A 23432-nucleotide genomic window follows, 5' to 3' on the forward strand; every position below is an offset into this window, starting at 1 on the left:
TCAGTTGTCGCGTGTCACGCATGTCGGTGGTGCGGTGATTTTCTTCGCGGGACGAACTGACGAACTCTTTGTCCAGGAATACCGGCGGGGTGGTGCCGTTCGCCGGCCTGGCTCGGCAGCGAGTGTCCGAGCAGGATACGACGCACGATGATGATCCGCGCGCCCCTCCCGACAACCCGTCTGAGCCGAACGAGTGAGCACGGTGGTGGTGCGTGTCGGGCCGTGTGCGGAGCGTGGCCGGAAGCGTCCCCGTCGCGTCGCTGATACCCTGGTAGCCCGTGGACCGGTGGACGTCCCAGCAGGAAAAGGGACCCCCGAACCGCAGCGACGGCACCTCCGGAAACCTCCGGGCCGGGCAGCCGCACCGCACCGAAGACCGCGACCACGGGAGCCCCCTCTTGGCCATGCCGCCCGCTGCTTTCCGAAACAGCACAGCCACGACGACCAAGCACCTCTTCGTCACCGGGGGGGTCGCCTCCTCCCTCGGCAAGGGCCTGACCGCCTCCAGCCTGGGCGCGCTGCTCAAGGCGCGGGGGCTGCGGGTCACCATGCAGAAGCTCGACCCGTACCTGAACGTCGACCCCGGCACGATGAACCCCTTCCAGCACGGTGAGGTGTTCGTCACCAACGACGGGGCCGAGACCGACCTGGACATCGGGCACTACGAGCGCTTCCTCGACGTCGACCTGGACGGTTCCGCCAACGTCACGACCGGGCAGGTCTACAACACCGTCATCGCCAAGGAGCGGCGCGGCGAGTACCTCGGCGACACCGTCCAGGTCATCCCGCACATCACCAACGAGATCAAGCACCGCATCCGCCGCATGGCCACCGATGACGTCGACGTCGTCATCACGGAGGTCGGCGGCACGGTCGGCGACATCGAGTCGCTGCCGTTCCTGGAGACCGTCCGCCAGGTCCGCCACGAGGTCGGCCGCGACAACGTGTTCGTCGTCCACATCTCTCTCCTCCCGTACATCGGCCCCTCCGGGGAACTGAAGACGAAGCCGACCCAGCACTCGGTTGCGGCGCTGCGCAACATCGGTATCCAGCCGGACGCGATCGTGCTGCGCGCCGACCGCGAGGTGCCCGCCGCCATCAAGCGCAAGATCTCGCTGATGTGCGACGTCGACGAGGCCGCCGTGGTCGCCTGCCCCGACGCCCGCTCGATCTACGACATCCCCAAGGTCCTGCACACCGAGGGTCTTGACGCGTACGTGGTCCGCAAGCTGGACCTGCCGTTCCGCGACGTGGACTGGACGACCTGGGACGACCTGCTGGACCGCGTCCACCGGCCGCTGCACGAGATCGACCTGGCGCTGGTCGGCAAGTACGTCGACCTGCCCGACGCCTATCTCTCGGTCACCGAGGCCCTGCGCGCGGGCGGGTTCGCCAACAAGGCCCGCGTGAGGATCAAGTGGGTCGCCTCGGACGACTGCAAGACGCCCGCGGGCGCCGCCGAGCAGCTCGGTGACGTCGACGCGATCTGCATCCCCGGCGGCTTCGGCGACCGCGGTGTGTCCGGCAAGGTCGGCGCCATCCGGTACGCCCGCGAGAACCGGATCCCGCTGCTCGGCCTGTGCCTGGGCCTGCAGTGCATCGTGATCGAGGCGGCGCGCAACCTCGCCGGCATCGAGGACGCCAACTCCACCGAGTTCGACCCGGCCACCGGCCATCCGGTGATCTCCACCATGGCCGAGCAGCTGGACATCGTCGCGGGCGACGGCGACATGGGCGGCACGATGCGCCTGGGCATGTACCCCGCCAAGCTCGCCGAGGGCTCCATCGTGCGCGAGGTCTACGACGGCAGGGAGTACGTCGAGGAGCGGCACCGCCACCGCTACGAGGTGAACAACGCCTACCGCTCCGAGCTGGAGAAGAAGACCGGGCTGCAGTTCTCCGGCACCTCCCCGGACGGCAAGCTCGTGGAGTACGTGGAGTACCCGCGCGACGCCCACCCGTACCTGGTCGCCACCCAGTCGCACCCCGAGCTCCGCTCGCGCCCGACCCGGCCGCACCCGCTCTTCGCGGGGCTGGTCAAGGCCGCGGTGGAGCGCAAGACGGGTAAGTAGGAGGAACGGGACAGGGGGGGTGAAGGGGACGGGGGAGGCCGGAGGGCGAGGGTTGTACGGTTGCCGGGGCGCGCGTCCCGCGAGGCGCGTGCCCCGGTTTCCGCCGCGGGTGTTCCGCTGTCGCGGCGCAGGTTCGTGCGTGTGGGAGGACAAGTCGACATGACCATCAAGGACACCGCCGAGGAGTGGGAGGTCAGGGCGACCGGGACCCCGTTCACCGGCAAGAAGACCTCCGTGCGCACCGACGACGTGGTCATGCCCGGCGGGGCGGTCGTCCGCCGCGACTACCAGGTGCACCCCGGTTCGGTGGCCGTCCTCGCCCTCGACGACGAGGACCGCGTCCTGGTCATCCGCCAGTACCGGCACCCGGTGCGCCACCGGCTCTGGGAGATCCCGGCCGGCCTGCTGGACGTCCCGGGGGAGAACCCCCTGCATGCCGCGCAGCGCGAGCTGTACGAGGAGGCGTACGCCAAGGCCGAGGACTGGCGTGTGCTCACCGACGTGTTCACCACGCCCGGCGGCTGCGACGAGGCCGTCCGTGTCTTCCTCGCGCGCGACCTCTCCGAGGCCGGGGGGCAGCGCTTCGAGGTCGAGGACGAGGAGTCCGACATGGAGCTCGACCGGGTCCCGGTCGGTGAACTCGTGCGCGGGATCCTGGCCGGGGAGCTGCACAACAACTGCCTCGTCGTAGGGGTCCTGGCGCTGGTCGCCGCACGCGAGGGCGACGGTCTGGACGCCCTGCGTCCGGCCGAGGCCCCGTGGCCCGCACGTCCGTTCGAGGCTTGATCCACTTCGGTGCGCGCAATCGGCCCATCCGTGTGACGATCGCCTGATCCGATCGAGGGACGCGTCCGCCGTGCTCCGCACGGATCGTCGCAGAGCGTGAACTAGGCTCTGAAAACGCCCCGTCCGGAGTCCCGGCGGGCTGGCGCGCACAGTGGGACGGGAGTGTGGCCCGTGACGGATCAGGCGGTGGACGCCGACGGCACGACGGTGTCGGAGGAAGGGTGGCCCCCGGCCGTCGAGTCCGCTCCCACGGAACGTCAGTTCCTCGGCCGCGCACGGGAGTTGAAGGAGCTGCGCGCCGACATCGAGCGCACGGGCCTGGACACCCTCGCCGGCCGCAAGGCCCCCCGCGCGCGTGTGCTGCTCATCGCCGGCAGGCCCGGCTCCGGCCGCACGGCGCTCGCCGAGGAACTCGTGCGGCAGGTCGCGGACAGTTACCCGGACGGCGTCCTGCGGGCCCGGCTCACCGAGCCCGGCGGCACACCCGTACCGACCGAGCGCACCGCCCGCGACCTGCTCACCGCACTCGGGCTGCAGGCCCCCGCCGGAGCCGACGGGGACGACCTCTCCGGGCGGCTGCGCGAGGCCCTCGCGACCCGCCGGACGCTGCTCCTGCTCGACGACGCGGCGGACGCCGAACAGGTCGACGCGCTCCTGCCGGAGAACCCCGACTGCCTCGCCGTCGCCGTCTCGGGCGGACCCCTGACCGGGATCCCGGACGTCCGCCCCTGCACCCTCGGCGGCCTGGACACCAAGTCCGCCCTCGAACTCCTGAACCGGTTCACCGGCTCGGTGCGCATCACCGTGGACCCGCGCGCCGCCGAGGGGCTCGTGGAGATCTGCGCGGGCCAGCCCGCGGCGCTCGTCCTCGCCGGGGCCTGGCTGGCCCACCGCCCCAAGGCGGCCGTCGCCGACCTCGCCAGGCAGCTGCGCGCCGACGGCGACGAGGGACCGGTCCTGGACCGCGTCTTCCGGCTCACGTACGCCGCCCTGCCGACGGCCGCGGCGCGGACGCTGCGGCTCCTCTCGCTCGCCCCCGCGGGCCTGGTCGACCCGCACTCCGCGTCCGCGCTGGCCGGCTGCTCGGTCGACGCGGCCCGCGTCCTGCTGGACGACTTCACCGGGCTCGGCCTGGTGCGGGCCGTGGAATCACCGCTGCCGCTGTACGAGGTGCCGGGCTGCCTGCTGCCGCTGCTGTGCGCGCTCACCCGGACCGAGGACCGCCCGGCCGAGCTCCAGCTGGCCCGTGCCCGGATGCTGGAGCGGACCGTGCGGCTCCTGGTGTCCTGCCGGGCGATCACCGAGACCGACAGCTCGCCCGCGCAGAAGAAGCTGGCCGGGACGCCCCGCGCGCTGCGCTTCCCGAACCCCCGGGCGGCCGCCGAATGGCTGCGCATCCGCCGGCCCGCACTGCTGGCCGCGGCCCGGCTCGCGGTCGCCGACGGAGAGCTGGACACCCTGGCGCGCCGTCTGATGGCCGCGCTGGTCCGAGCGCTGGTCGCGCACTTCGGTACGCAGGCCGCCGCGCCCGAGCTGTACGGCATCCACCGGCTCGTCCTGGACGTCGCCGAGCGCCGGAACCTGCCGCGCGAGAAGGCCGCCGCACTGCTGAACCTCGCCGACCTGGACGCCCGGACCGGCCGCACGGCGGACGCGCTGGCCCGCTACCGGGCCGCCCTCGACGCCGGGCGCGAGGCGAACGACCCGTACGCGACCGGCCGCGCGACGGAATCTGTGGGCGGCGCCCACGAGGAACTCGGCGACTACGACCGGGCCGCCGACTGGTACGGGCGGGCGCTCGCCCAGCGCCTCGCCCGCGACGAGCGCGCGGACGCGGCCCGGCTGTACGGCCGGATCGCGGCCGTGCACACCTACGCGGGCCGCTACGGCGAGGCGCTGCGCAACTGGCGCTCCGCGGCCACCGGGTACCGCAGGACCGGCGACGTGGCCGGTCAGGCGCGGGCGCTGAGCGAGATGGCGCGGGTGCAGGAGTACGCGGGCCGGCCCGAGGAGTCCCTCGTCACCTGCCAGGAGGCGGTCGAGTGGGCACGCCGTGCCGACGACGTCCGGCTCCAGGCCGCCCTGCAGCTGCGACTCGCCGACACACTGGAGCGGCTGGGCGACCCCGCGGCCGCCGCGCTGCACCGCTCCACGGCCGAACGCATGCTGGGCGACGAGCTCCCCGAGAGCACATCAGGCAGGGAACAGGACCGCAACGCCTACGAAATCCGCAGTACATCCAATGAAGATTGATGCTTTAGAAGGCTAGACAGAAAGAATCCCTTCATTAGACTGGCTCCGCCGCGTTCGTCAGCGGTGTCTCCCGGTGTGCTCCCGTGCATCCGGGAATGTCGGGCATCGTCATGTCCTGCGCTGCCTGCCCCCAGATCCCTTCTGCATCCCTTCTGAGCCAAGGAACCGTGATCGACGTGAAGGTCGGCATCCCCCGCGAGGTCAAGAACAACGAGTTCCGGGTGGCCATCACCCCCGCCGGTGTGCACGAGCTGGTGCGCCACGGCCACCAGGTCCTCGTCGAGCGGGGAGCGGGTGTCGGCTCCTCGATCACGGACGACGAGTTCGTCGCGGCCGGCGCGCGGACCGTCGCCACCGCCGACGAGGTCTGGGCCGCCGCCGACCTGCTGCTGAAGGTCAAGGAGCCCATCGCCGAGGAGTACCACCGCCTGCGCAAGGACCAGACGCTCTTCACCTACCTGCACCTGGCCGCGTCCCGGGAGTGCACGGACGCGCTCCTGGAGTCCGGCACCACGGCCATCGCCTACGAGACGGTCGGGCTGCCGGGCCGCGGGCTGCCGCTGCTCGCCCCGATGTCCGAGGTCGCGGGCCGCCTGGCCCCCCAGGTCGGCGCCTACCACCTGATGCGCGCCAACGGCGGCCGCGGTGTGCTGCCCGGCGGCGTCCCCGGCGTGCTGGCCGCCCGGGCCGTGGTGATCGGCGGCGGCGTCTCGGGCTGGAACGCGGCCCAGATCGCCATCGGCATGGGCTTCCACGTGACCCTCCTCGACCGCGACATCGACAAGCTCAAGGAGGCCGACAAGATCTTCGGCACGAGGATCCAGACCGTCGTCTCCAACGCCTTCGAGCTGGAGAAGGCCTGCCTGGAGGCGGACCTCGTCATCGGCGCCGTGCTCATCCCCGGCGCCAAGGCCCCGAAGCTGGTCACCAACGAGCTCGTGTCGCGCATGAAGCCCGGAAGTGTCCTTGTCGACATCGCGATCGACCAGGGCGGCTGCTTCGAGGACTCGCGCCCGACCACCCACGCGGAGCCGACCTTCCCGGTGCACGAATCGGTCTTCTACTGCGTCGCCAACATGCCGGGCGCGGTGCCGAACACGTCGACCTACGCGCTCACCAACGCCACGCTGCCGTACGTCGTGGAACTCGCGAACCGCGGCTGGACCGGGGCGCTGCGCCGTGATCCCGCGCTGGCCGGGGGCCTCAACACCCATGACGGCAAGGTCGTCCACCGCGGGGTCGCGGAGGCCCACGGCCTGGTCCACACCGAACTGGAGACCCTGCTCGGCTGACCTCCCGCCCGGCCCGTCCCGATCCGGCGGCCGGGCCCTGCGGCGGCAAAAGGCGACAGGTCAACACAGGTCGTCAACGGCACACATCCGGCCGGACCTTGCTCCGCGGGGTCCGGCCGGATGTGTGTCGAGTCACTTTGCGAGACTCGTTCAACTCGCCTCGAACGTAACCCTTCGACCGTTTCGCACACCCCTGAAACCTGCCGTGCGACGCCCCTACGCCCTTGACAGCGGGATGTTCCGTTGCCGACACATCGGGCCGGGTCCGGCGGATTGTGTTGCTGCGGAGCGGTGACACGCCATAGAGTCGCCAACCGTCGGCATGGTGCCACGCTGACCTGTCTAGAAGTTTCCTGGTCACCAAGGAGGTAAGACGACTTGTGAATGAGTCGACATTTACTCCCGGGGGTGGTCAACCAGGAATGCCTGCGCAAGGCTCAGGGCCCACGGGGCTCGAGGCTGTCGGCTCCGTCGCTGTGCGCACCTTCGCAGCCCACCAGAGTCACCACTCCCCGAGGACGACTCAGCCCGCACACCAGAGCATGGATGGCCATCACGTGAACGCCATGGCCGGCAACGGAAGTGGCGAGAACCGCACCCACTTCGCCGACTACGACGACCTGCCCGAAGGGCACTTCTACGACCCCGACGCCGAGTACGAGCCCGATCCGGAGTACGCGGCCACGCTCGCGCCCGACGCGGCGCGCCAGCGCCGTGAGCGCGTCGGCCCGACCGGACGCCCGCTGCCGTACTTCCCGATCCCGGGCCCGCTGACCGACCACGGCCCCGCGAAGATCATCGCGATGTGCAACCAGAAGGGCGGCGTCGGCAAGACGACGTCGACCATCAACCTGGGTGCCGCGCTCGCGGAGTACGGACGCCGGGTCCTGCTCGTCGACTTCGACCCGCAGGGCGCCCTGTCCGTGGGCCTCGGCGTCAACCCGATGGAGCTCGACCTCACGGTCTACAACCTGCTCATGGAGCGGGGCATGGCGGCCGACGAGGTGCTCCTGAAGACGGCGGTCCCGAACATGGACCTGCTGCCCAGCAACATCGACCTGTCCGCCGCCGAGGTCCAGCTGGTGAGCGAGGTCGCCCGCGAGTCCACGCTGCAGCGCGCCCTGAAGCCGCTGATGGCCGACTACGACTACATCGTGATCGACTGTCAGCCCTCGCTCGGCCTGCTCACCGTGAACGCGCTGACGGCCGCCCACAAGGTGATAGTGCCGCTGGAGTGCGAGTTCTTCGCGCTGCGCGGTGTCGCGCTGCTCACCGAGACCATCGAGAAGGTCCAGGAGCGGCTCAACCCCGAGCTGGAGCTCGACGGCATCCTCGCCACGATGTACGACTCGCGGACCGTGCACAGCCGTGAGGTGCTCGCGCGCGTGGTCGAGGCGTTCGACGACCACGTCTACCACACGGTGATCGGCCGGACCGTCCGCTTCCCGGAGACCACGGTCGCCGGCGAGCCGATTACGACGTACGCCTCCAACTCCGTCGGCGCCGCCGCCTACCGTCAGCTCGCCAGGGAGGTGCTCGCCCGGTGTCACGCCGAGTGAGTCTGCCGGGGGCCGACGAACTGTTCCGTACGACCGGGGGGACGGCGCTCCAGGCGTCCAGCCCCAGGCGGCAGGCGAACGGCGAGGCGCGGGTGCCGGCTCCGGCCGGCGAGGGCGACGCCGTCGCCGGGGAGGACGCCCCGCAGTCGGTGCCCGTGCGGGGCGGCGACGGCGAGGGCGACGAACACGTCGCGGCCGACGCCGGCCCGGCCGACGGGGAGTCCCGCAGCCGGGGCGCCGCCGCGGCGGACCGCTCCGGACGACGGCAGGGCCCCGCGCAGGAAGGTTCTGGCGGGGCTGCCGCGCAGCCCCGCAAGCGCGGGCGGGCCCCGGGGCGGCGGCCCAGCGGGCGCGAGCGGCACGACGAGAAGATCACGGTGTACGTGTCCGCCGAGGAGCTCATGGACCTCGAACACGCGCGGCTGGTGCTGCGCGGGGAGCACGGGCTCGCCGTCGACCGGGGCCGCATCGTGCGGGAGGCCGTCGCCGTGGTGCTCGCGGATCTGGAGTCCCGGGGCGACGCGAGCATTCTCGTCCGACGGCTGCGCGGGCGGTAGCGGTAGCCTGCAACGGCCATGACCTCGAACGACGTGCCCGTCCCCGCTGCTGCCTCCGGCGGTTCCGGCGGCCGGCGGCGCGCGCTGGGCCGGGGTCCCGGGGCCGGGACCCCGACGGAACAGGAACCGCCCGGACCGGAGCCGAAACCGCCGGAGTCCGGGCCTGAAGCGTCCGGACCCGAGCCGGAAGCGCCCGAGCCCGAGCCGGAAGCACCCGAGCCGGAACCGGAGCCGCTGGAGTCGGAACCGGCCGCCCCCGAGGCCGACGGCGTCCCCGGGGATGCCGGGGACGGGGTCTTCACCGTCCGGCTGGTGAACTTCGAGGGCCCCTTCGACCTGCTGCTGCAACTGATCTCCAAGCACAAGCTGGACGTCACCGAGGTCGCCCTGTCCAGGGTCACCGACGAGTTCATGGCGCACGTCCGGGCCATGGGGCCGGACTGGGACCTCGACCGGACGACCGAGTTCCTCGTCGTCGCCGCGACGCTGCTCGATCTGAAGGCCGCCCGGCTGCTGCCCTCCGCCGAGGTCGAGGACGAGGCGGACCTGGCGCTCCTGGAGGCCCGCGACCTGCTCTTCGCCCGGCTGCTGCAGTACCGGGCGTACAAGGAGATCGCCGACATCTTCACCCGCCGCCTCGACGAGGAGGCACGCCGCCATCCCCGTACCGTCGGGCTGGAGGCGCACCACGCCGCCCTGCTCCCCGAGGTCGTCATCCGCATCGGGGCGGACGGCTTCGCCGGGCTCGCGGTGAAGGCGATGCAGCCGAGACCGAAGCCGCAGGTGTACGTGGACCACATCCACGCGCCGCTCGTGAGCGTGCAGGAGCAGGCCGCGATCGTGGTGGCGCGGCTGCGGGAGTCCGGCGAGGCCAGTTTCGGCTCGCTGGTGGAGGACACCGAGGACACCCTCACCGTCGTGGCGCGTTTCCTGGCCCTTCTGGAGCTCTACCGCGAGAAGGCGGTCGCCCTGGACCAGGAGCAGGCCCTGGGGGACCTGGTGGTGCGCTGGACGGGCGGGGAGGGGGATGTGCAGCCGATGGTGACGGACGAGTTCGACAGACCGCCGGAGCCGGTGGAGTCGCCGGAGCCGGTGGAGCCGGTAGGACGGACGGAGGAGGAGAAGGTGTGAGCGAGGACACCACCGTGACCCCGGCGGGACCGCGCGGCGTCGCGGACCTCGACCTGAGGCCCGCGCTGGAGGCCGTCCTCATGGTCGTGGACGAGCCCGCGACCGAGGAGCACCTCGCGAAGATACTGGAGCGGCCCAGGCGGCAGGTCGCGGAAGCGCTGCGCGCGCTGGCCGACGAGTACACCGTCCAGGGACGCGGCTTCGAGCTGCGGCTCGTCGCCGGCGGCTGGCGGTTCTACAGCCGGCCCGGGTACGCGGCGGCCGTCGAGCGCTTCGTCCTGGACGGCCAGCAGGCCCGGCTCACCCAGGCGGCGCTGGAGACGCTGGCGGTGGTCGCGTACCGGCAGCCGGTCAGCCGTTCGAGGGTCTCGGCGGTCCGCGGAGTGAACTGCGACGGCGTGATGCGCACCCTCCTGCAGCGGGGTCTGGTCCAGGAGGCGGGCGCGGAACCCGAAACAGGTGCGATCCTGTACAGGACGACGAACTACTTCCTGGAGCGGATGGGCCTGCGCGGCCTGGACGAGCTCCCGGAGCTCGCACCCTTCCTCCCGGAGGCGGACGCGATCGAGGCAGAGACGCTGGAAGGGGTCCCGTCGTTCGATCCGGATGCGCCGGACGCAGATGCAGACGACACGACGACGACGGAACTTTGATGCGAAGCAGTGGCAGCGGCAGTGGCAGGAACAGCGGCGGGCGCGGCAACCCCCGCGGAACCGGCGGGGGCGGTAACCCCCGCGGCTCCGGGGGCGGGGGCGGCGGTTCCCGCGGCTCCGGCGGAGGCGGCTCCCGGGCGACCGGGGGCGGCTCCCAGCCGAAGGGCGGCGCCGCGGGCGGGCGCGACGACAGGCCGAAGCGCCCCGGCAAGCCCCGTCCGGAGGAGCGCCGCTACGACGTGGGTCCCGGCGCCACCCACGAGGGCGCGAAGTCGGGGCGCGGCAGTTCGGCCCGCGGCGGCGCCAAGGGTGGCCCCAAGCAGGGGCAGCAGCGCCGCGGCCGCACGGAGCCGGCGCGCTCCCGCGAGTACGAGACGCGTGCCGAGGAGCGCAACCGCGACCGGTACGCCGGCCGGCCCGAGGTGAAGACGCCCAAGACCTTCCCGGGCGCCGAGCAGGAGGGCGAGCGCCTGCAGAAGGTGCTCGCGCGTGCGGGCTACGGTTCGCGGCGCGCCTGTGAGGAACTGGTCGAGCAGTCCCGGGTGGAGGTCAACGGCGAGATCGTCCTGGAGCAGGGGCTGCGCGTCGACCCGGAGCACGACGAGATCAAGGTCGACGGGCTGACCGTGGCCACGCAGTCGTACCAGTTCTTCTCGCTGAACAAGCCCGCGGGTGTCGTGTCGACCATGGAGGACACGGAGGGCCGGCAGTGCCTCGGCGACTACGTGACGAACCGCGAGACGCGGCTCTTCCACGTGGGGCGGCTCGACACCGAGACCGAGGGCGTCATCCTGCTCACCAACCACGGCGAGCTGGCGCACCGCCTGACCCATCCCAAGTACGGCGTGAAGAAGGTCTACCTCGCGCACATCGTGGGCCCGATCCCGCGCGACCTGGGCAAGCAGCTCAAGGACGGCATCCAGCTGGAGGACGGGTACGCGAAGGCGGACCACTTCAGGGTCGTCGAGCAGACCGGCAAGAACTACCTCGTGGAGGTCACGCTGCACGAGGGCCGCAAGCACATCGTGCGGCGCATGCTCGCCGAGGCCGGCTTCCCGGTCGACAAGCTCGTGCGGGTCGCCTTCGGGCCGATCACCCTCGGCGACCAGAAGTCGGGCTGGCTGCGCCGCCTGTCCAACACCGAGGTCGGGATGTTGATGGCGGAGGTCGGCCTCTAGCACCACCGCCCTCTCCAGTGGGCTTCCAGCACGCGCGTCGGCCGGTTCCGGGACTCTCCCGGGGCCGGCCGATCCGCGTCCGGGGGTTGTGGGCACGCGGTCCGCTCTTTATAGTCGTACTGACCATTAAGGGGCGCCACCGCCGGGTGCGGCCCGGGGAGCAGGGCCCACGGGGGTGGTCCCGGTCCCCGGCCGCCGCCCGGCGGGGTGCCGGTCGCCGCCGGGCGGCCGGGCCGCCCGGCGAACAGCGCAGGGGGTGAGGGGCATGGAGGGCATGAAAGGCATGGAGGGCATGGAGGGCTACGACAAGCACGCCTTCGAGCCCTTCGCCGTCACCGTCGACCTCGCGGTGTTCACGGTCCGGGCGGGCGCGCTCCAGGTGCTGCTGGTCGAGCGCGGCCAGCAGCCGTACGCGGGCCGCTGGGCGCTGCCCGGCGGCTTCGTGCTGCCCGAGGAGTCCGCGGAGACGGCCGCGCGCCGCGAACTCGCCGAGGAGACCGGCCTGTCGGACGTCTCCGGGCTGCACCTGGAGCAGTTGCGCACCTACAGCGAGCCGGACCGCGATCCCCGGATGCGGGTGGTCTCCGTGGCGTACACCGCGCTGCTGCCCGACCCTCCCGAGCCGCGCGGCGGCGGGGACGCGGCGAGCGCGCGCTGGCTGCCGTACGACGGAGCCGGCTCCCTCGCCTTCGACCACGACCGCATCCTCGCCGACGCCCGCGAGCGGGTCGGCGCCAAGCTCGAATACACCTGCCTGGCCACGGCGTTCTGCCCGCCGCAGTTCACGCTGGGGGAGCTCCAGCAGGTCTACGAGACGGTGTGGGGGACCGCCCTGGACCGCCCGAACTTCCGGCGCAAGGTCCTGGCCACACCCGGCTTCGTCGAACCGGTGCCGGGGGCGGCGCGGCTGACCGGGGGCCGGGGCAAGCCCGCCGCGCTGTACCGGGCGGGGACGGCCACGGCCCTGCGTCCGCCGCTGCTGAGACCCGCGCCCGTACCTCCACCCGTACCTCCTGTGTCTCCACCTGTGTCTCCACCCGCACCCGCACCCGCACCGCAGTCCTCGGAAGGGCGATCCGCATGACCACGACCGTCAGGAAGCAGGCCGCCACCGGGGCACTGGTCGGACTCGCCCTCGGGGACGCGCTCGGCTCCCCGACCGAGTTCGAGGACGTGCCGTCGATCCTCGCCGCGTACGGACCCTGGCGCGAGCTGGAACTGCCGGACCCCGCGCTCGTCACCGACGACACCCAGATGACGCTGGCGCTGGCGCGGGGACTGCGCGCGGCCATGGACCGGGGACCGCTCGAACCGGAGCGGCTGGAGCGGCCCGTGCGCGAGGAGTTCGTGCAGTGGTACCGGTCGCCGGAGAACAACCGCGCGCCCGGCCGGACCTGCCTCGTCGCCTGCGAGCGGCTGGAGCGCGAGGACCGGGCCTGGCAGGACGCCAGTCAGGTCGGTTCCAAGGGCTGCGGCGCCAACATGCGGGTCGCACCCCTCGGCCTCGCCCCGGGACTCGGCGACGAGCAGCGCGCCGGGGCCTCGCAGTTGCAGGCCGCCCTCACGCACGGCCACCCGACGGCGCTGGCCGCCTCCGACCTCACCGCGCACGCGGTACGGCTGCTCGCGCGGGGCGCCGAACCGACGGGTCTGGTCGGCCGGCTGCGGTCGTACGCGTACGAGAACCGGACGCGTTACCACGAGCGCTGGCTCGGCGACCTGTGGGCCCGGGCCCAGGACCCGACGCCGGCGCACTTCATCGCGCGCGGCTGGGACGAGTGCCTGGAGGCGCTGGAACGGCTCCGGCGGGCCCTGCGGTCGCCGTCGCCCGAGACGGACCCGTGCCTGGCCACCGGTGCCGGATGGATCGCCGAGGAGGCCCTCGCCACCGGCCTGCTGTGCTTCCTGCTCTTCGTGGACGAGCCGGTGACGGCCGTGCGCCGGGCCGCCTGCACCTCCGGGGACTCGGACTCGATCGCGTGTCTGGCCGGCGCCTTCGCGGGCGCGCACCTCGGCGCCGACGCGTGGCCCGCCGAGTGGGCCGGCCGGATCGAGCACCAGGGCGACCTGACGGCGTTCGGCGCGCTCTGGGACGCCTGAGCGGTGCGGCCGCCGGGACCGGCGGCCGTCTCGGCAGGCGGGCGCCGCGCCTGGGACGGCCGACGGCTGACTAGGCTGGACGCACGACAGCCGATCCGTACATCAGCAAGGAGCATCACCGTGGCGGTACGAGCGGTCCGGGGCGCCGTCCAACTGGAACGGGACGAGGCCGGGCACATGGACGAGCAGGTCAGCGAGCTGCTCACCGCCGTCCTGGAGCGGAACGGGCTGACCGCCGACGACCTGATCAGTATCTGGTTCACGGCCACGCCGGACCTGCACAGCGACTTCCCGGCAGCCGCGGCGCGCAAGCTCGGCATCGTCGACGTACCGCTGATCTGCGCGCAGGAGCTGGACGTCGAGGGGGCCATGCCCCGGGTCGTCCGGGTCCTCGCGCACATCGAGTCCGACCTGCCGCGCGCCGACATCGCGCACGTCTACCTGGGCGCGGCGGGCGCGCTGCGCAAGGACATCGCCCAGTGAGGACCGCGCTCGTCGTCGGCACCGGCCTCATCGGCACGTCGGCCGCGCTGGCCCTGGCCGGACGCGGTGTCGTCGTGCACCTGACCGACCACGACCCGGAGCAGGCCCGTACCGCGGCCGCGCTCGGCGCCGGGACGGACGAGGCGCCCACGGGCCCCGTCGACCTGGCGATCGTCGCGGCGCCGCCCGCGCACGTGGCCGCGGCGCTCGCCGGGGCGATGCGGGACGGGGTCGCGCGCGGCTACCTCGACGTGGCGAGCGTCAAGGGCGGGCCGCGCCGCGAGCTGGAGTCGCTGGGCCTCGACCTGTCCGCGTACATCGGGTCGCACCCCATGGCGGGCCGTGAGAAGTCCGGCCCGCTGGCCGCCACCGGTGACCTCTTCGAGGGACGCCCCTGGGTGCTGACGCCGACCCGGGACACCGACACCGAGGTGCTCAACCTCGCGCTGGAGCTGGTCTCGCACTGCCGGGCGGTGCCGGTGGTGATGGACGCCGACGCCCACGACCGGGCGGTCGCGCTGGTCTCGCACATGCCGCACCTGGTGTCCAGCATGGTCGCCGCGCGGCTGGAGAACGCCGAGGAGGCCGCCGTGCGCCTCTGCGGGCAGGGCATCCGCGACGTGACCCGGATCGCCGCGTCCGATCCCCGGATGTGGATCGACATCCTCTCCGCGAACCCGGGACCGGTCGCCGACCTCCTCGCGGACGTCTCCGCCGACCTGGACGGGACCGTGCGGGCCCTGCGCGCCCTCCAGTCCTCCGACGAGACCGAGCGCCGCACGGGCACCACGGGCATCGAGGACGTCCTGCGCCGCGGCAACGCCGGCCAGATCCGCGTGCCCGGCAAGCACGGCACCGCCCCGGTCACGTACGAGAGCGTCGTCGTCCTCGTCGACGACCAGCCGGGCCAGCTGGCCCGCATCTTCGCCGACGCGGACCGCGCCGGCGTCAACATCGAGGACGTACGCATCGAGCACGCGACCGGCCAGCAGGCGGGACTGGTGGAGCTGGTGGTGAGGCCGTCGGCGGCCCCGGTGCTGACGGCGGCCCTGCGGGAGCGGGGCTGGGCGATCCGCCAGTAGGGCGGCAGCGGGGGCGGCGGACGGGGCGCCGCGGGGTCCGTAAGACGGGGGCCGCGGAGCCAGTAACCTTGTCCGGGGCGCGCTCGCGTCCCGGACCAGCCCCGCACCCCGTACCAGGAAGGTGTCCGCACCCGTGGAATCCACCGCCGCCCGGACCGCCCCGGCCGTCATCGTCGCCATCGACGGTCCCTCCGGCACGGGCAAGTCGAGCACCTCCAGGGCCGTCGCCGCACAGCTCGGCCTGAGCTACCTGGACACGGGCGCCCAGTACCGCGCGATCACCTGGTGGATGGTGACCAACGGCATCGACCTCACCGACCCCTCCTCGATCGCGGCCGCGGCGGGCAAGCCCGACATCGTGTCCGGCACGGACCCCGGGGCGCCGACGATCACGGTCGACGGCACGGATGTCGCGGGCCCCATCCGCACCCAGGAGGTCACCTCGAAGGTCAGCGCGGTCAGCGCCGTCCCCGAGGTCCGGGCCCGGATCACCGGGCTGCAGCGCTCGATCGCCTCGGCGGCCGGGCGGGGCATCGTCGTCGAGGGCCGGGACATCGGTACGACCGTGCTGCCGGACGCCGACCTCAAGGTCTTCCTCACCGCCTCCGCGGAGGCCCGCGCCGCCCGCCGCAGCGCCGAGATCAAGGGTGCCGACGTCGCCGCCACCCGCGAGGCCCTGATCAAGCGGGACACGGCCGACTCCACCCGCAAGGTCTCGCCGCTCGCGAAGGCGGCGGACGCGGTCGAGGTGGACACCTCCGACCTCACGCTCCAGCAGGTCGTCGAGTGCGTCGTCACCCTCGTCGAGGAGAAGCGGGCCGCGAAGTGAGCGAAGCCCCGCACACCCCGCGGATCCCGTCCGCCCGGCGGGCCGACGTCGGCCGCCGCATCGGTGTCGGCCTGATGTACGGGCTGTGGAAGCCGCGCGTCCTCGGCGCCTGGAGGGTCCCGGCGACCGGCCCGGTGATCCTCGCCATCAACCACTCCCACATCTTCGACGGCCCGGTCGTCATGGGCGTGGCGCCCCGGCCGACGCACTTCCTGATCAAGAAGGAGGCGTTCGTCGGCCCGCTCGACCCCTTCCTGCTCGCCTGCGGGCAGGTGAAGGTGGACCGCTCGGTCGCCGACCGCACCGCGATCACCCAGGCACTGGGCATCCTGGGCAACGGCGGCGTCCTCGGGATCTTCCCCGAGGGCACCCGCGGCGAGGGCGACTTCGCCTCGCTGCGCGCCGGGCTCTCCTACTTCGCGGTCCGCACCGGGGCGCCGATCGTGCCGGTCGCCGTCCTGGGAAGCACGGAGCGGCAAGGACGGTTGATGAAGGGGCTGCCCCCGCTGCGGAGCCGGGTCGACGTCGTCTTCGGCGACCCCTTCGAGGCGGGCGACGGCAGCGGACGGCGTACGCGGGCGGTACTGGACGAGGCCACCGTGCGCATCCGGAAGCAGCTGACCGCCCACCTGGAGAACGCCAGGCGTCTCACCGGACGCCGAGTCACACTTGAGTAGTGGATCACCCGGTACGGGCGGTTCCACCGATCACCACGATGAACGAGGTACGGACTTCATGAACGACCAGATCCACTCCGAGGGCTCGGGCGGGGAGCAGGAGCACGGGGCACTTGGCGACGCCGAGTACGCGGAGTTCATGGAGCTCGCCGCGGAAGAGGGCTTCGACACCGACGACATCGAGGGCGCGCTGGAGGAGGCCGGACACGGCCCGCTCCCCGTCCTCGCCGTGGTCGGCCGCCCGAATGTCGGCAAGTCGACCCTGGTGAACCGCATCATCGGCCGCCGCGAGGCCGTCGTCGAGGACAAGCCGGGCGTCACCCGCGACCGCGTCACCTACGAGGCCGAGTGGGCGGGCCGCCGCTTCAAGCTCGTCGACACCGGCGGCTGGGAGCAGGACGTCCTCGGCATCGACGCGTCCGTGGCCGTACAGGCCGAGTACGCGATCGAGGCCGCCGACGCGGTCGTCTTCGTCGTCGACGCCAAGGTCGGCGCCACCGACACCGACGAGGCGGTCGTCCGGCTGCTGCGCAAGGCCGGCAAGCCCGTCGTCCTGTGCGCCAACAAGGTCGACGGCCTGAGCGGCGAGGCCGACGCCTCGTACCTCTGGTCGCTCGGCCTCGGCGAGCCGCACCCCGTCTCCGCGCTGCACGGCCGCGGCACCGGCGACATGCTGGACGCCGTCCTGGAGGCGCTGCCCGAGGCCCCGGCCCAGACCTTCGGCACCGCGATCGGCGGCCCCCGCCGCATCGCGCTCATCGGCCGCCCGAACGTCGGCAAGTCGTCGCTCCTGAACAAGGTGGCGGGCGAGGACCGCGTGGTCGTCAACGAGATCGCGGGCACCACCCGCGACCCGGTCGACGAGCTCATCGAGCTCGGCGGTGTCACCTGGAAGTTCGTCGACACGGCCGGTATCCGCAAGCGGGTCCACCTCCAGCAGGGCGCCGACTACTACGCCTCGCTGCGCACCGCCGCCGCCGTCGAGAAGGCCGAGGTCGCGGTCATCCTGCTGGACGCCAGTGAGAACATCAGCGTCCAGGACCAGCGCATCGTGACGATGGCCGTCGAGGCGGGCCGCGCGATCGTCCTGGCCTTCAACAAGTGGGACACCCTCGACGAGGAGCGCCGCTACTACCTGGAGCGGGAGATCGAGACCGAGCTCCTCCAGGTGGCGTGGGCGCCGCGGGTCAACGTGTCCGCGCGTACGGGCCGCCACATGGAGAAGCTGGTCCCGGCGATCGAGACCGCGCTCGCGGGCTGGGAGGCGCGCGTCCCGACGGGCCGCCTGAACGCCTTCCTCGGCGAGCTGGTCGCCGCCCACCCGCACCCGATCCGCGGCGGCAAGCAGCCGCGCATCCTCTTCGGCACGCAGGCGGGCACCAGGCCGCCGCGCTTCGTGCTCTTCTCCTCGGGCTTCATCGAGCACGGCTACCGCCGCTTCGTGGAGCGCCGGCTGCGCGAGGAGTTCGGCTTCGAGGGGACGCCGATCCACATCTCGGTGCGGGTGCGCGAGAAGCGCGGCAAGAAGAAGTAGCCGCACGGCCGGCCTCCGGGCGCGCTGTACGGACGTACGGGAGGGCCCCCGCCCGAGGCGGGGGCCCTCCCGTACGTCCGTCGTCGGCGCGGTGGTCGGCTTAGTGTTCCCGGCGCACGCCCGGCGGCAGTGCCGCCGGGATCAGGCCCGTGCCGTGCTGCCGTGCCACCGGCTGCCAGACGGGGGTGCCCGGCCGGCTCTCGTGCGGGGCCGCGTACCCGGTCTGGTACTGGCCGGTCATGTGCCGCAGGCCGTACACGGTCGGCTGGTGGGAACCCGCGCCGTGGGAACCCGCGCCGTGAGGGCCGGTCCCGAACGCCGTGAAGCCGTACTCCTCCTCGCCGTTGCGGTCGCCCGGCAGGGCCCTGAAGGACCTGAGGTACTCCGCGTAGAGCGCGTCGTAGATCGGGGTGGCCGAAGAGCTGCCCAGGGTGTCCTGAGCCGGCCGCATGGACGGGATCGGGGACGGGTGGGGCAGGCGGCGGGGGATGTCGTAGGTGTGCACGTACGTGCCAACGACCCCGCCGCCCTTCGGATGCGGCCGACACCCCGCTTTCGCAGGTCACAGGGAGTGCGCCCGGCGCTCACAGGGGGCGGAACCGTCGGTTCAGGTGCCTGCCAGCGGCATCGAGGCCGCCACCAGCCGGCCGCCCGCCGCGGCCTTGTCGAGGGCGTCGCGCAGCAGGTCCTCGCGGGGCTGGCGGCCGATCGAGCCGACCGGGGCCGCGAACAGCAGCACCTGCTGGTGCTTGTTGGCGGCCGTCCGCCAGCTGTCGGTGACCTGGAGCGGCTGGTGGGCCTGCCACCAGGCGACCGGCGAGCCGCCGCCCGGGCCGGGCTGCAGGACGGCGTGCAGCTGGCCCATGGCGAGCAGCACGGACCAGCCGTGCAGCACGGGAGGGACCTCGGAGAGTGCGCCGACCGGCATGAAGCCCTGCTCGACGAGGAGTGGCAGGAAGTCGTCCCCACCGCCGTCCGCCGTGCCCGGCCGGGCGATGCGCCCGGTCGGCTCGACGACGAGCGCGGGGTGCAGTTCCCCGTTGAGCAGCACGAGTCCGCTGGTGACGCCGAGGACGGCCTGCTCGGGCGGGGTCTCGGCGGCCCGCTCGTCCCCGGTGATGGACCGGGAGGCGCCCAGCAGCTGCTCCTCGGTCACCTGGACGACCTGCGAGGGGAGGCAGGTGGCGTGGGCGAACGCGAGGACGGCGGTCTCGTCGCCGATGAACAGGACGGTGCTGGTCCGCTCCTGTTCGGAGTCGCCCTGGGTGCGGCAGGACGTGCAGTCGTAACTGCCCGGGGCGTTCTCTCCGGCGAGCAGCCGGTCGGCTTCTTCGTCGCCGATCTCGGCGCGTACGTCGTCGCTGACGTCGAGCATGCGCGGCACGGGTGGCTCCTCGGGATGCGGTGCGTCGTGAGGCCGGGGGCTCCCGGTCCGTGAGGCGGGACGGTTCCCGGCTCATGAAGGAGACAACGGAGGATCTGTGGCGGGAGTCACGCCCCGCGGTGAAGGGAATCGAACCATCCTGCGCGCAGGGTGAACCCGGCGGCGGAATGCGTCACTCCACGCCAACTTCCGTGATCGGTACGGAAGTTGGGTGGGTGAGTTGGGTCACAGATCATCGGACCCGATGGTCGACAAATCAGGAAATCAACGAATGAAGTGGGTGACTGAAACTCGCTGATACCTGAGGTAACGCCGAACTGGCCTGGAATGACGACGATCTGGTTGATAAGGGGCCCATCGCCCCCTACATTGCTCCGCCGTGTGCAGCGAGCACCGCTCGGGTACGTCCGCCGGCCGCACGGCCGATCGAACCGGAAGCGTCACGCGGCACCACTCCGGCGGACGGGGCGGGCCGGGGCCACCGCGCCGGACGCGGGATCCCCGGACCGCCTCGGGGGACCCCGGGTCCTTCGAGAGGGAAATACATGTCCGCATGTGCCGACAACACCCGTAAGGCCCGTACGACCGCGGTTCTCACCGGGGCGGCCCTGCTCGCCCCGCTCGGACTGCTCGCCGCGAACGGCGGTGCCGCAGCGGCGGACAACGGGGTGTGGGACCGCATCGCCCAGTGCGAGAGCGGCGGCAACTGGCACATCAACACCGGGAACGGCTATTACGGAGGGCTCCAGTTCTCCGCCGGCACCTGGCGCGCGTACGGCGGTTCCGCCTACGCGGCCACCGCCGACAGGGCCTCCAGGGCGCAGCAGATCGCCGTCGCCGCCAAGGTGCAGCGCGCGCAGGGCTGGGGCGCCTGGCCCACCTGCGCGGCCCGCGCGGGCGCGTCCGGCGGCGCTCCCGCGGCGTCCGCACCCGGCGCCACCGCCGAGACCGTCCCGTCGGCGCCGGCGCAGGCACCGGAACGTGCGACGGGCCACACCGGCCGCGACGCGTCCCGCGGCGGGTACACCGTCCGCGGCGGTGACACGCTGAGCGGCATCGCGGCCCGCCACGGCACCACCTGGCAGCACCTCCACGCCGTCAACAGGGCCGTCGTCGGCGGGGATCCCGACGTCATCGTCCCCGGACAGCGGCTGAGGTTCTGACCGCGACGGGGCCCCGCCGGGTCCGCCGACCGGGTGGGGTCCCGCCGGCCCTCAGCGCGGCTCGTCCCACCGCCGCCGGGGCCCGCCTAGCGTGGCCCGGTGTCCATCAAGCGCATGCCGTACGCGGTCGTCGTCGCCTCCGTCCTGGCCCTGCTCGCCCCCGGGGAGGCGGCCGCGGCACCCCCGTCGGCCGCCGGTCCCACGGGGGTCCGGGCGCTGCACGGCCACGGCTGCGCCGGGGACCAGTGGCCGTGGGGCTGCCTCGCCCAGTGCGAGAGCGGCGGCCGCTGGAACGCGAACACCGGGAACGGCTACTACGGCGGACTGCAGTTCGGGCAGTCCACCTGGCGGGCGTTCGGCGGCCTCGCCTACGCGCCGCGGGCGGACCTGGCCACGCGGGCCGAGCAGATCAAGGTCGCGAAGAAGGTGCTGCGCGCCCAGGGCTGGAACGCCTGGCCCGCCTGCGGGAAGAAGTACCGGCTCGCGGACCGGGCGCACGTGGTGAAGCAGGGGGAGACGCTCTCGTCGATCGCCCGGCGGCACCGGGTCGCGGGCGGCTGGAAGGCGCTCTACAAGGCCAACCGGAAGGCGGTCGGACGGCACCCGGACCGGCTGCACCCCGGCACGGTCCTGCGGCTCCCGAAGGGCGCGGCCCCGGGACGGCCGGTCACGCGGCCGCAGCAGGGGGGCAAGGGCACGGCGGCGGCCGGCGGGACCGGCCCCGAGCCGCCGGCCCCGACGTCCCCGTCGGCGTCTCCGGGGACGCCGGCCCCGTCGGCACCTGCGGCCCCGCAGGTGCCGTCGACGCCGCCGGGTCCTCCGGCGGATCCGCCGCAGGACCCGGCGGCGCAGGCTCCCCCGGCCGGTCCCTCGGCCTCCTCGGCCTCCTCGGCCGCGTCCGCCGACCCGGCTCCGCCGGTGTCCGCCGCTTCCCGGGACGCGCCGGTGCCCTCGACGCTGCCGGCCCCCGTGGCTCCCCCGGCCCCGCCGGTCCATTCGGTCCTGCCGGTGCCCTCCGACCCCTCGGCCCCGCCGGTCCGGTGACATCCGTGACCCGGTCAGCCCGGCCCGCCGGACCGGCCTGCCGGGTCCGCCTGATCCGGCAGGTCCGGCAGGTCCGGCGGGGGTGGCGGGGGTGGCGCGGCGGCCGGGGGCGGCCTCTCCGCCGCCTCGCCGCCGGACACGACCGTGCCACGGCGGAGTTCGTACACGATCACCGTGCCGGTGCGCAGGCCGGGCGGCAGCCGCTGTTCGGCCACGACCACACCGGCGTCGAGGCCGCGCAGCAGTTCGTACGTGCGGGCGGCGACGGGCGGGGACATGCCCTGCGCGGGTTCGTCGACGAGGACCACGCGCGCGCGTGCCAGCAGCGCGCGGGAGAGGGCGAGCATGCGCTGCTCCCCGCCGGAGAGCGTGCCCGCCCTGCGGGACAGCAGGGCGCCCAGCGGCGGGTAGGCGTCGACGGCGGCCGTGAAGGGCCGCCCGCGGGAGGCGAGTTCGAGGTTCTCCCGGACGGTGAGCGAGCCGAAGACCGCACGGCGGTCCGGGACCAGGCACAGACCCAGGCGGGCCCGTTCGCGGGCGGACAGCCGCGTGACGTCGGCGCCGTCCCACACCACGGCGCCCCGTGACAGGGGCACGGTCCCGGCGAGGGCGCGCAGCACGGTCGTACGGCCCGAGCCGTTGCGGCCGAGCAGCACGGTCACACCGGTGGCCGGCGCGTGCAGGGTGACGCCGTGCAGGGCCTCCAGCGGGCCGTAGCGCACGCTCGCGTGCCGCAGCGAGATCCCGGCGGCACGCGCGTGGGCGCTCACCGGTCGGCCGCCGTGCCGAGTCCTTCGAGCACGTGCCCGGCGGGGCCGGTGGCGACGATCCGGCCCGCGGCCATGACGTGCACGGTGTCGGCGAGACCGGCCACCAGATCCAGGTCGTGCTCGACGACGAGCAGGGCCGTGCCGTCGGCGGCGAGCGCCCTCAGCACGCGCGCCAGCGCGGTCACCTCGCCGGTGTCGAGGCCCGCCGCGGGCTCGTCGAGCAGCAGGACCCGCGGACCTCCCGCGAGGGCCCGGGCGAGTTCGACGCGGCGCAGGGTGCCGGTGGGCAGGCCCGCCGCGGCCCGGGAGCGTACGTCCCGGTCCAGTCCGAGCAGCCGCAGCGCCCGCTCCGCCGCGTCCGCGTCCGCGTCCACGTCCGCGTCCACGTCCGTGTCCGTGTTCTTGTTCTTGTTCTTGATTCGGCCCTGCTCGGCGCCCACGCGCACGTTCTCGGCCACGGTCAGGGTCGGGAAGACGGCCAGTTGCTGGAACGTGCGGGCGATGCCGAGGCGCGTCCGGGCGTGGGCGGGCAGCCGGGTGATGTCCCGCTCCCCGAACGCGACCCGCCCCGACACCGGCCGCACGGTTCCCGCGAGGCAGTGGAACAGGGTGCTCTTGCCCGCTCCGTTCGGCCCGACGACCGCGGTGATCCGGCCCGGCGGGAGGTCGAGGTCGACACCGTCCAGGGCGGTGAACCCGTCGTAGGCGACGCGCAGCGCACGGGCCCGCAGGACGGGACGGCCCGCGGGCGCGGGAGCGGCCCCGGCGCGGAGGGCGGCCGGACCTGCCGACCCCACCGCGCCCGCACCGGTGCCGCCACCGGTCCGGCCGCACGGCGCATCCGGCCCGGAGGGCGTCCCACCGACTCCCGCCGGACCTGCCGAC

At 73.4% G+C, this 23432-nt stretch carries 22 protein-coding genes; 18 read left to right on the top strand and 4 right to left on the bottom strand.

Going from position 1 to position 23432, the window contains the following annotated elements; all coding sequences use genetic code 11:
- Positions 1-404: 404 nt before the first annotated feature.
- The 16 genes from pyrG (at position 405) to der (ending at position 18186) form a co-directional block, all read left to right on the top strand.
- A complete protein-coding gene (pyrG, locus tag KM933_RS33470) occupies positions 405-2072 on the top strand; it encodes a CTP synthase (RefSeq protein ID WP_221359507.1) in 1668 nt (555 codons plus the stop codon).
- Between the two features lie 159 nt (positions 2073-2231).
- Complete coding sequence (locus tag KM933_RS33475; protein WP_221359508.1) at positions 2232-2858, top strand: NUDIX domain-containing protein; 627 nt, start codon at positions 2232-2234, stop codon at positions 2856-2858.
- Between the two features lie 171 nt (positions 2859-3029).
- Complete coding sequence (locus KM933_RS33480) at positions 3030-5111, top strand: tetratricopeptide repeat protein (RefSeq protein ID WP_221359510.1); 2082 nt, start codon at positions 3030-3032, stop codon at positions 5109-5111.
- A 167-nt stretch (positions 5112-5278) separates the two neighbouring features.
- Complete coding sequence (gene ald, locus KM933_RS33485) at positions 5279-6403, top strand: alanine dehydrogenase (protein WP_221359520.1); 1125 nt, start codon at positions 5279-5281, stop codon at positions 6401-6403.
- A gap of 422 nt (positions 6404-6825) precedes the next feature.
- The gene (locus KM933_RS33490) at positions 6826-7962 is read left to right on the top strand and encodes a ParA family protein (protein WP_221359522.1); all 1137 of its coding nucleotides are present in this window, start codon (positions 6826-6828) and stop codon (positions 7960-7962) included.
- Entirely contained in the window at positions 7947-8519 is a 573-nt protein-coding gene (locus tag KM933_RS33495) for a hypothetical protein (RefSeq protein WP_221359524.1), read from the top strand. The genes KM933_RS33490 and KM933_RS33495 overlap by 16 nt, the downstream gene beginning before the upstream one ends.
- Before the next feature lie 18 nt (positions 8520-8537).
- Entirely contained in the window at positions 8538-9650 is a 1113-nt protein-coding gene (locus KM933_RS33500; RefSeq protein ID WP_221359526.1) for a segregation and condensation protein A, read from the top strand.
- Complete coding sequence (gene scpB, locus KM933_RS33505) at positions 9647-10303, top strand: SMC-Scp complex subunit ScpB (RefSeq protein WP_221359528.1); 657 nt, start codon at positions 9647-9649, stop codon at positions 10301-10303. Before KM933_RS33500 ends, scpB begins: the two co-directional genes overlap by 4 nt.
- The gene (locus tag KM933_RS33510; protein WP_221359530.1) at positions 10303-11481 is read left to right on the top strand and encodes a pseudouridine synthase; all 1179 of its coding nucleotides are present in this window, start codon (positions 10303-10305) and stop codon (positions 11479-11481) included. The genes scpB and KM933_RS33510 overlap by 1 nt, the downstream gene beginning before the upstream one ends.
- 292 nt (positions 11482-11773) lie before the next feature.
- Positions 11774-12565: an NUDIX hydrolase gene (locus tag KM933_RS33515; RefSeq protein WP_221359560.1), complete on the top strand. Its 792-nt coding sequence runs from the start codon at positions 11774-11776 to the stop codon at positions 12563-12565.
- Entirely contained in the window at positions 12562-13581 is a 1020-nt protein-coding gene (locus KM933_RS33520; RefSeq protein ID WP_221359532.1) for an ADP-ribosylglycohydrolase family protein, read from the top strand. The genes KM933_RS33515 and KM933_RS33520 overlap by 4 nt, the downstream gene beginning before the upstream one ends.
- A gap of 120 nt (positions 13582-13701) precedes the next feature.
- Entirely contained in the window at positions 13702-14064 is a 363-nt protein-coding gene (aroH, locus tag KM933_RS33525; protein WP_221359541.1) for a chorismate mutase, read from the top strand.
- Positions 14061-15146, top strand: a complete 1086-nt coding sequence (locus KM933_RS33530) for a prephenate dehydrogenase (RefSeq protein WP_221359542.1) — start codon at positions 14061-14063, stop codon at positions 15144-15146. Before aroH ends, KM933_RS33530 begins: the two co-directional genes overlap by 4 nt.
- Before the next feature lie 133 nt (positions 15147-15279).
- A complete protein-coding gene (gene cmk, locus KM933_RS33535; RefSeq protein WP_221359544.1) occupies positions 15280-15975 on the top strand; it encodes a (d)CMP kinase in 696 nt (231 codons plus the stop codon).
- Positions 15972-16652 (top strand): lysophospholipid acyltransferase family protein, encoded by a 681-nt coding sequence (locus KM933_RS33540; RefSeq protein ID WP_308013628.1) that lies wholly within the window; start codon positions 15972-15974, stop codon positions 16650-16652. The genes cmk and KM933_RS33540 overlap by 4 nt, the downstream gene beginning before the upstream one ends.
- A 58-nt stretch (positions 16653-16710) precedes the next feature.
- Positions 16711-18186, top strand: coding sequence for a ribosome biogenesis GTPase Der (gene der, locus KM933_RS33545; RefSeq protein ID WP_221359548.1), 1476 nt, complete (start codon positions 16711-16713; stop codon positions 18184-18186).
- Positions 18187-18286: 100 nt separating this feature from the next.
- Here der and KM933_RS33550 read toward each other — a convergent pair whose 3' ends face one another.
- Positions 18287-18637, bottom strand: coding sequence for a hypothetical protein (locus KM933_RS33550; protein WP_260334535.1), 351 nt, complete (start codon positions 18635-18637; stop codon positions 18287-18289).
- 156 nt (positions 18638-18793) lie between these two features.
- Complete coding sequence (locus tag KM933_RS33555) at positions 18794-19570, bottom strand: hypothetical protein (RefSeq protein ID WP_221359552.1); 777 nt, start codon at positions 19568-19570, stop codon at positions 18794-18796.
- Positions 19571-20115: 545 nt separating this feature from the next.
- Between KM933_RS33555 and KM933_RS33560 the strand changes: the two genes are divergently transcribed.
- Both KM933_RS33560 and KM933_RS40415 read left to right on the top strand, forming a co-directional pair.
- The gene (locus tag KM933_RS33560) at positions 20116-20733 is read left to right on the top strand and encodes a LysM peptidoglycan-binding domain-containing protein (protein ID WP_221359554.1); all 618 of its coding nucleotides are present in this window, start codon (positions 20116-20118) and stop codon (positions 20731-20733) included.
- Between the two features lie 99 nt (positions 20734-20832).
- Complete coding sequence (locus KM933_RS40415) at positions 20833-21777, top strand: LysM peptidoglycan-binding domain-containing protein (RefSeq protein WP_308013629.1); 945 nt, start codon at positions 20833-20835, stop codon at positions 21775-21777.
- Between the two features lie 14 nt (positions 21778-21791).
- On the opposite strand, the gene KM933_RS33570 is transcribed toward KM933_RS40415, so the two are convergent.
- Positions 21792-22547, bottom strand: coding sequence for an ABC transporter ATP-binding protein (locus KM933_RS33570; RefSeq protein ID WP_308013630.1), 756 nt, complete (start codon positions 22545-22547; stop codon positions 21792-21794).
- A partial coding sequence (locus KM933_RS33575; protein ID WP_260334536.1) for an ABC transporter ATP-binding protein occupies positions 22544-23432 on the bottom strand: 889 nt, incomplete at its 5' end. The genes KM933_RS33570 and KM933_RS33575, both read right to left, overlap by 4 nt.

The sequence above is a fragment of the Streptomyces beigongshangae genome, assembly GCF_019710745.1.
In the GTDB taxonomy this organism is placed as follows: Bacteria; Actinomycetota; Actinomycetes; order Streptomycetales; family Streptomycetaceae; genus Streptomyces; species Streptomyces beigongshangae.

Coding starts and splice junctions, on each gene's coding strand:
- pyrG (WP_221359507.1), top strand. CDS start 405: ATGCCGCCCGCTGCTTTCCGAAACAGCACAGCCACGACGACCAAGCAC.
- KM933_RS33475 (WP_221359508.1), top strand. CDS start 2,232: ATGACCATCAAGGACACCGCCGAGGAGTGGGAGGTCAGGGCGACCGGG.
- KM933_RS33490 (WP_221359522.1), top strand. CDS start 6,826: ATGCCTGCGCAAGGCTCAGGGCCCACGGGGCTCGAGGCTGTCGGCTCC.
- KM933_RS33500 (WP_221359526.1), top strand. CDS start 8,538: ATGACCTCGAACGACGTGCCCGTCCCCGCTGCTGCCTCCGGCGGTTCC.
- KM933_RS33510 (WP_221359530.1), top strand. CDS start 10,303: ATGCGAAGCAGTGGCAGCGGCAGTGGCAGGAACAGCGGCGGGCGCGGC.
- KM933_RS33515 (WP_221359560.1), top strand. CDS start 11,774: ATGGAGGGCTACGACAAGCACGCCTTCGAGCCCTTCGCCGTCACCGTC.
- KM933_RS33520 (WP_221359532.1), top strand. CDS start 12,562: ATGACCACGACCGTCAGGAAGCAGGCCGCCACCGGGGCACTGGTCGGA.
- der (WP_221359548.1), top strand. CDS start 16,711: ATGAACGACCAGATCCACTCCGAGGGCTCGGGCGGGGAGCAGGAGCAC.
- KM933_RS33550 (WP_260334535.1), bottom strand. CDS start 18,637: ATGCGGCCGGCTCAGGACACCCTGGGCAGCTCTTCGGCCACCCCGATC.
- KM933_RS33560 (WP_221359554.1), top strand. CDS start 20,116: ATGTCCGCATGTGCCGACAACACCCGTAAGGCCCGTACGACCGCGGTT.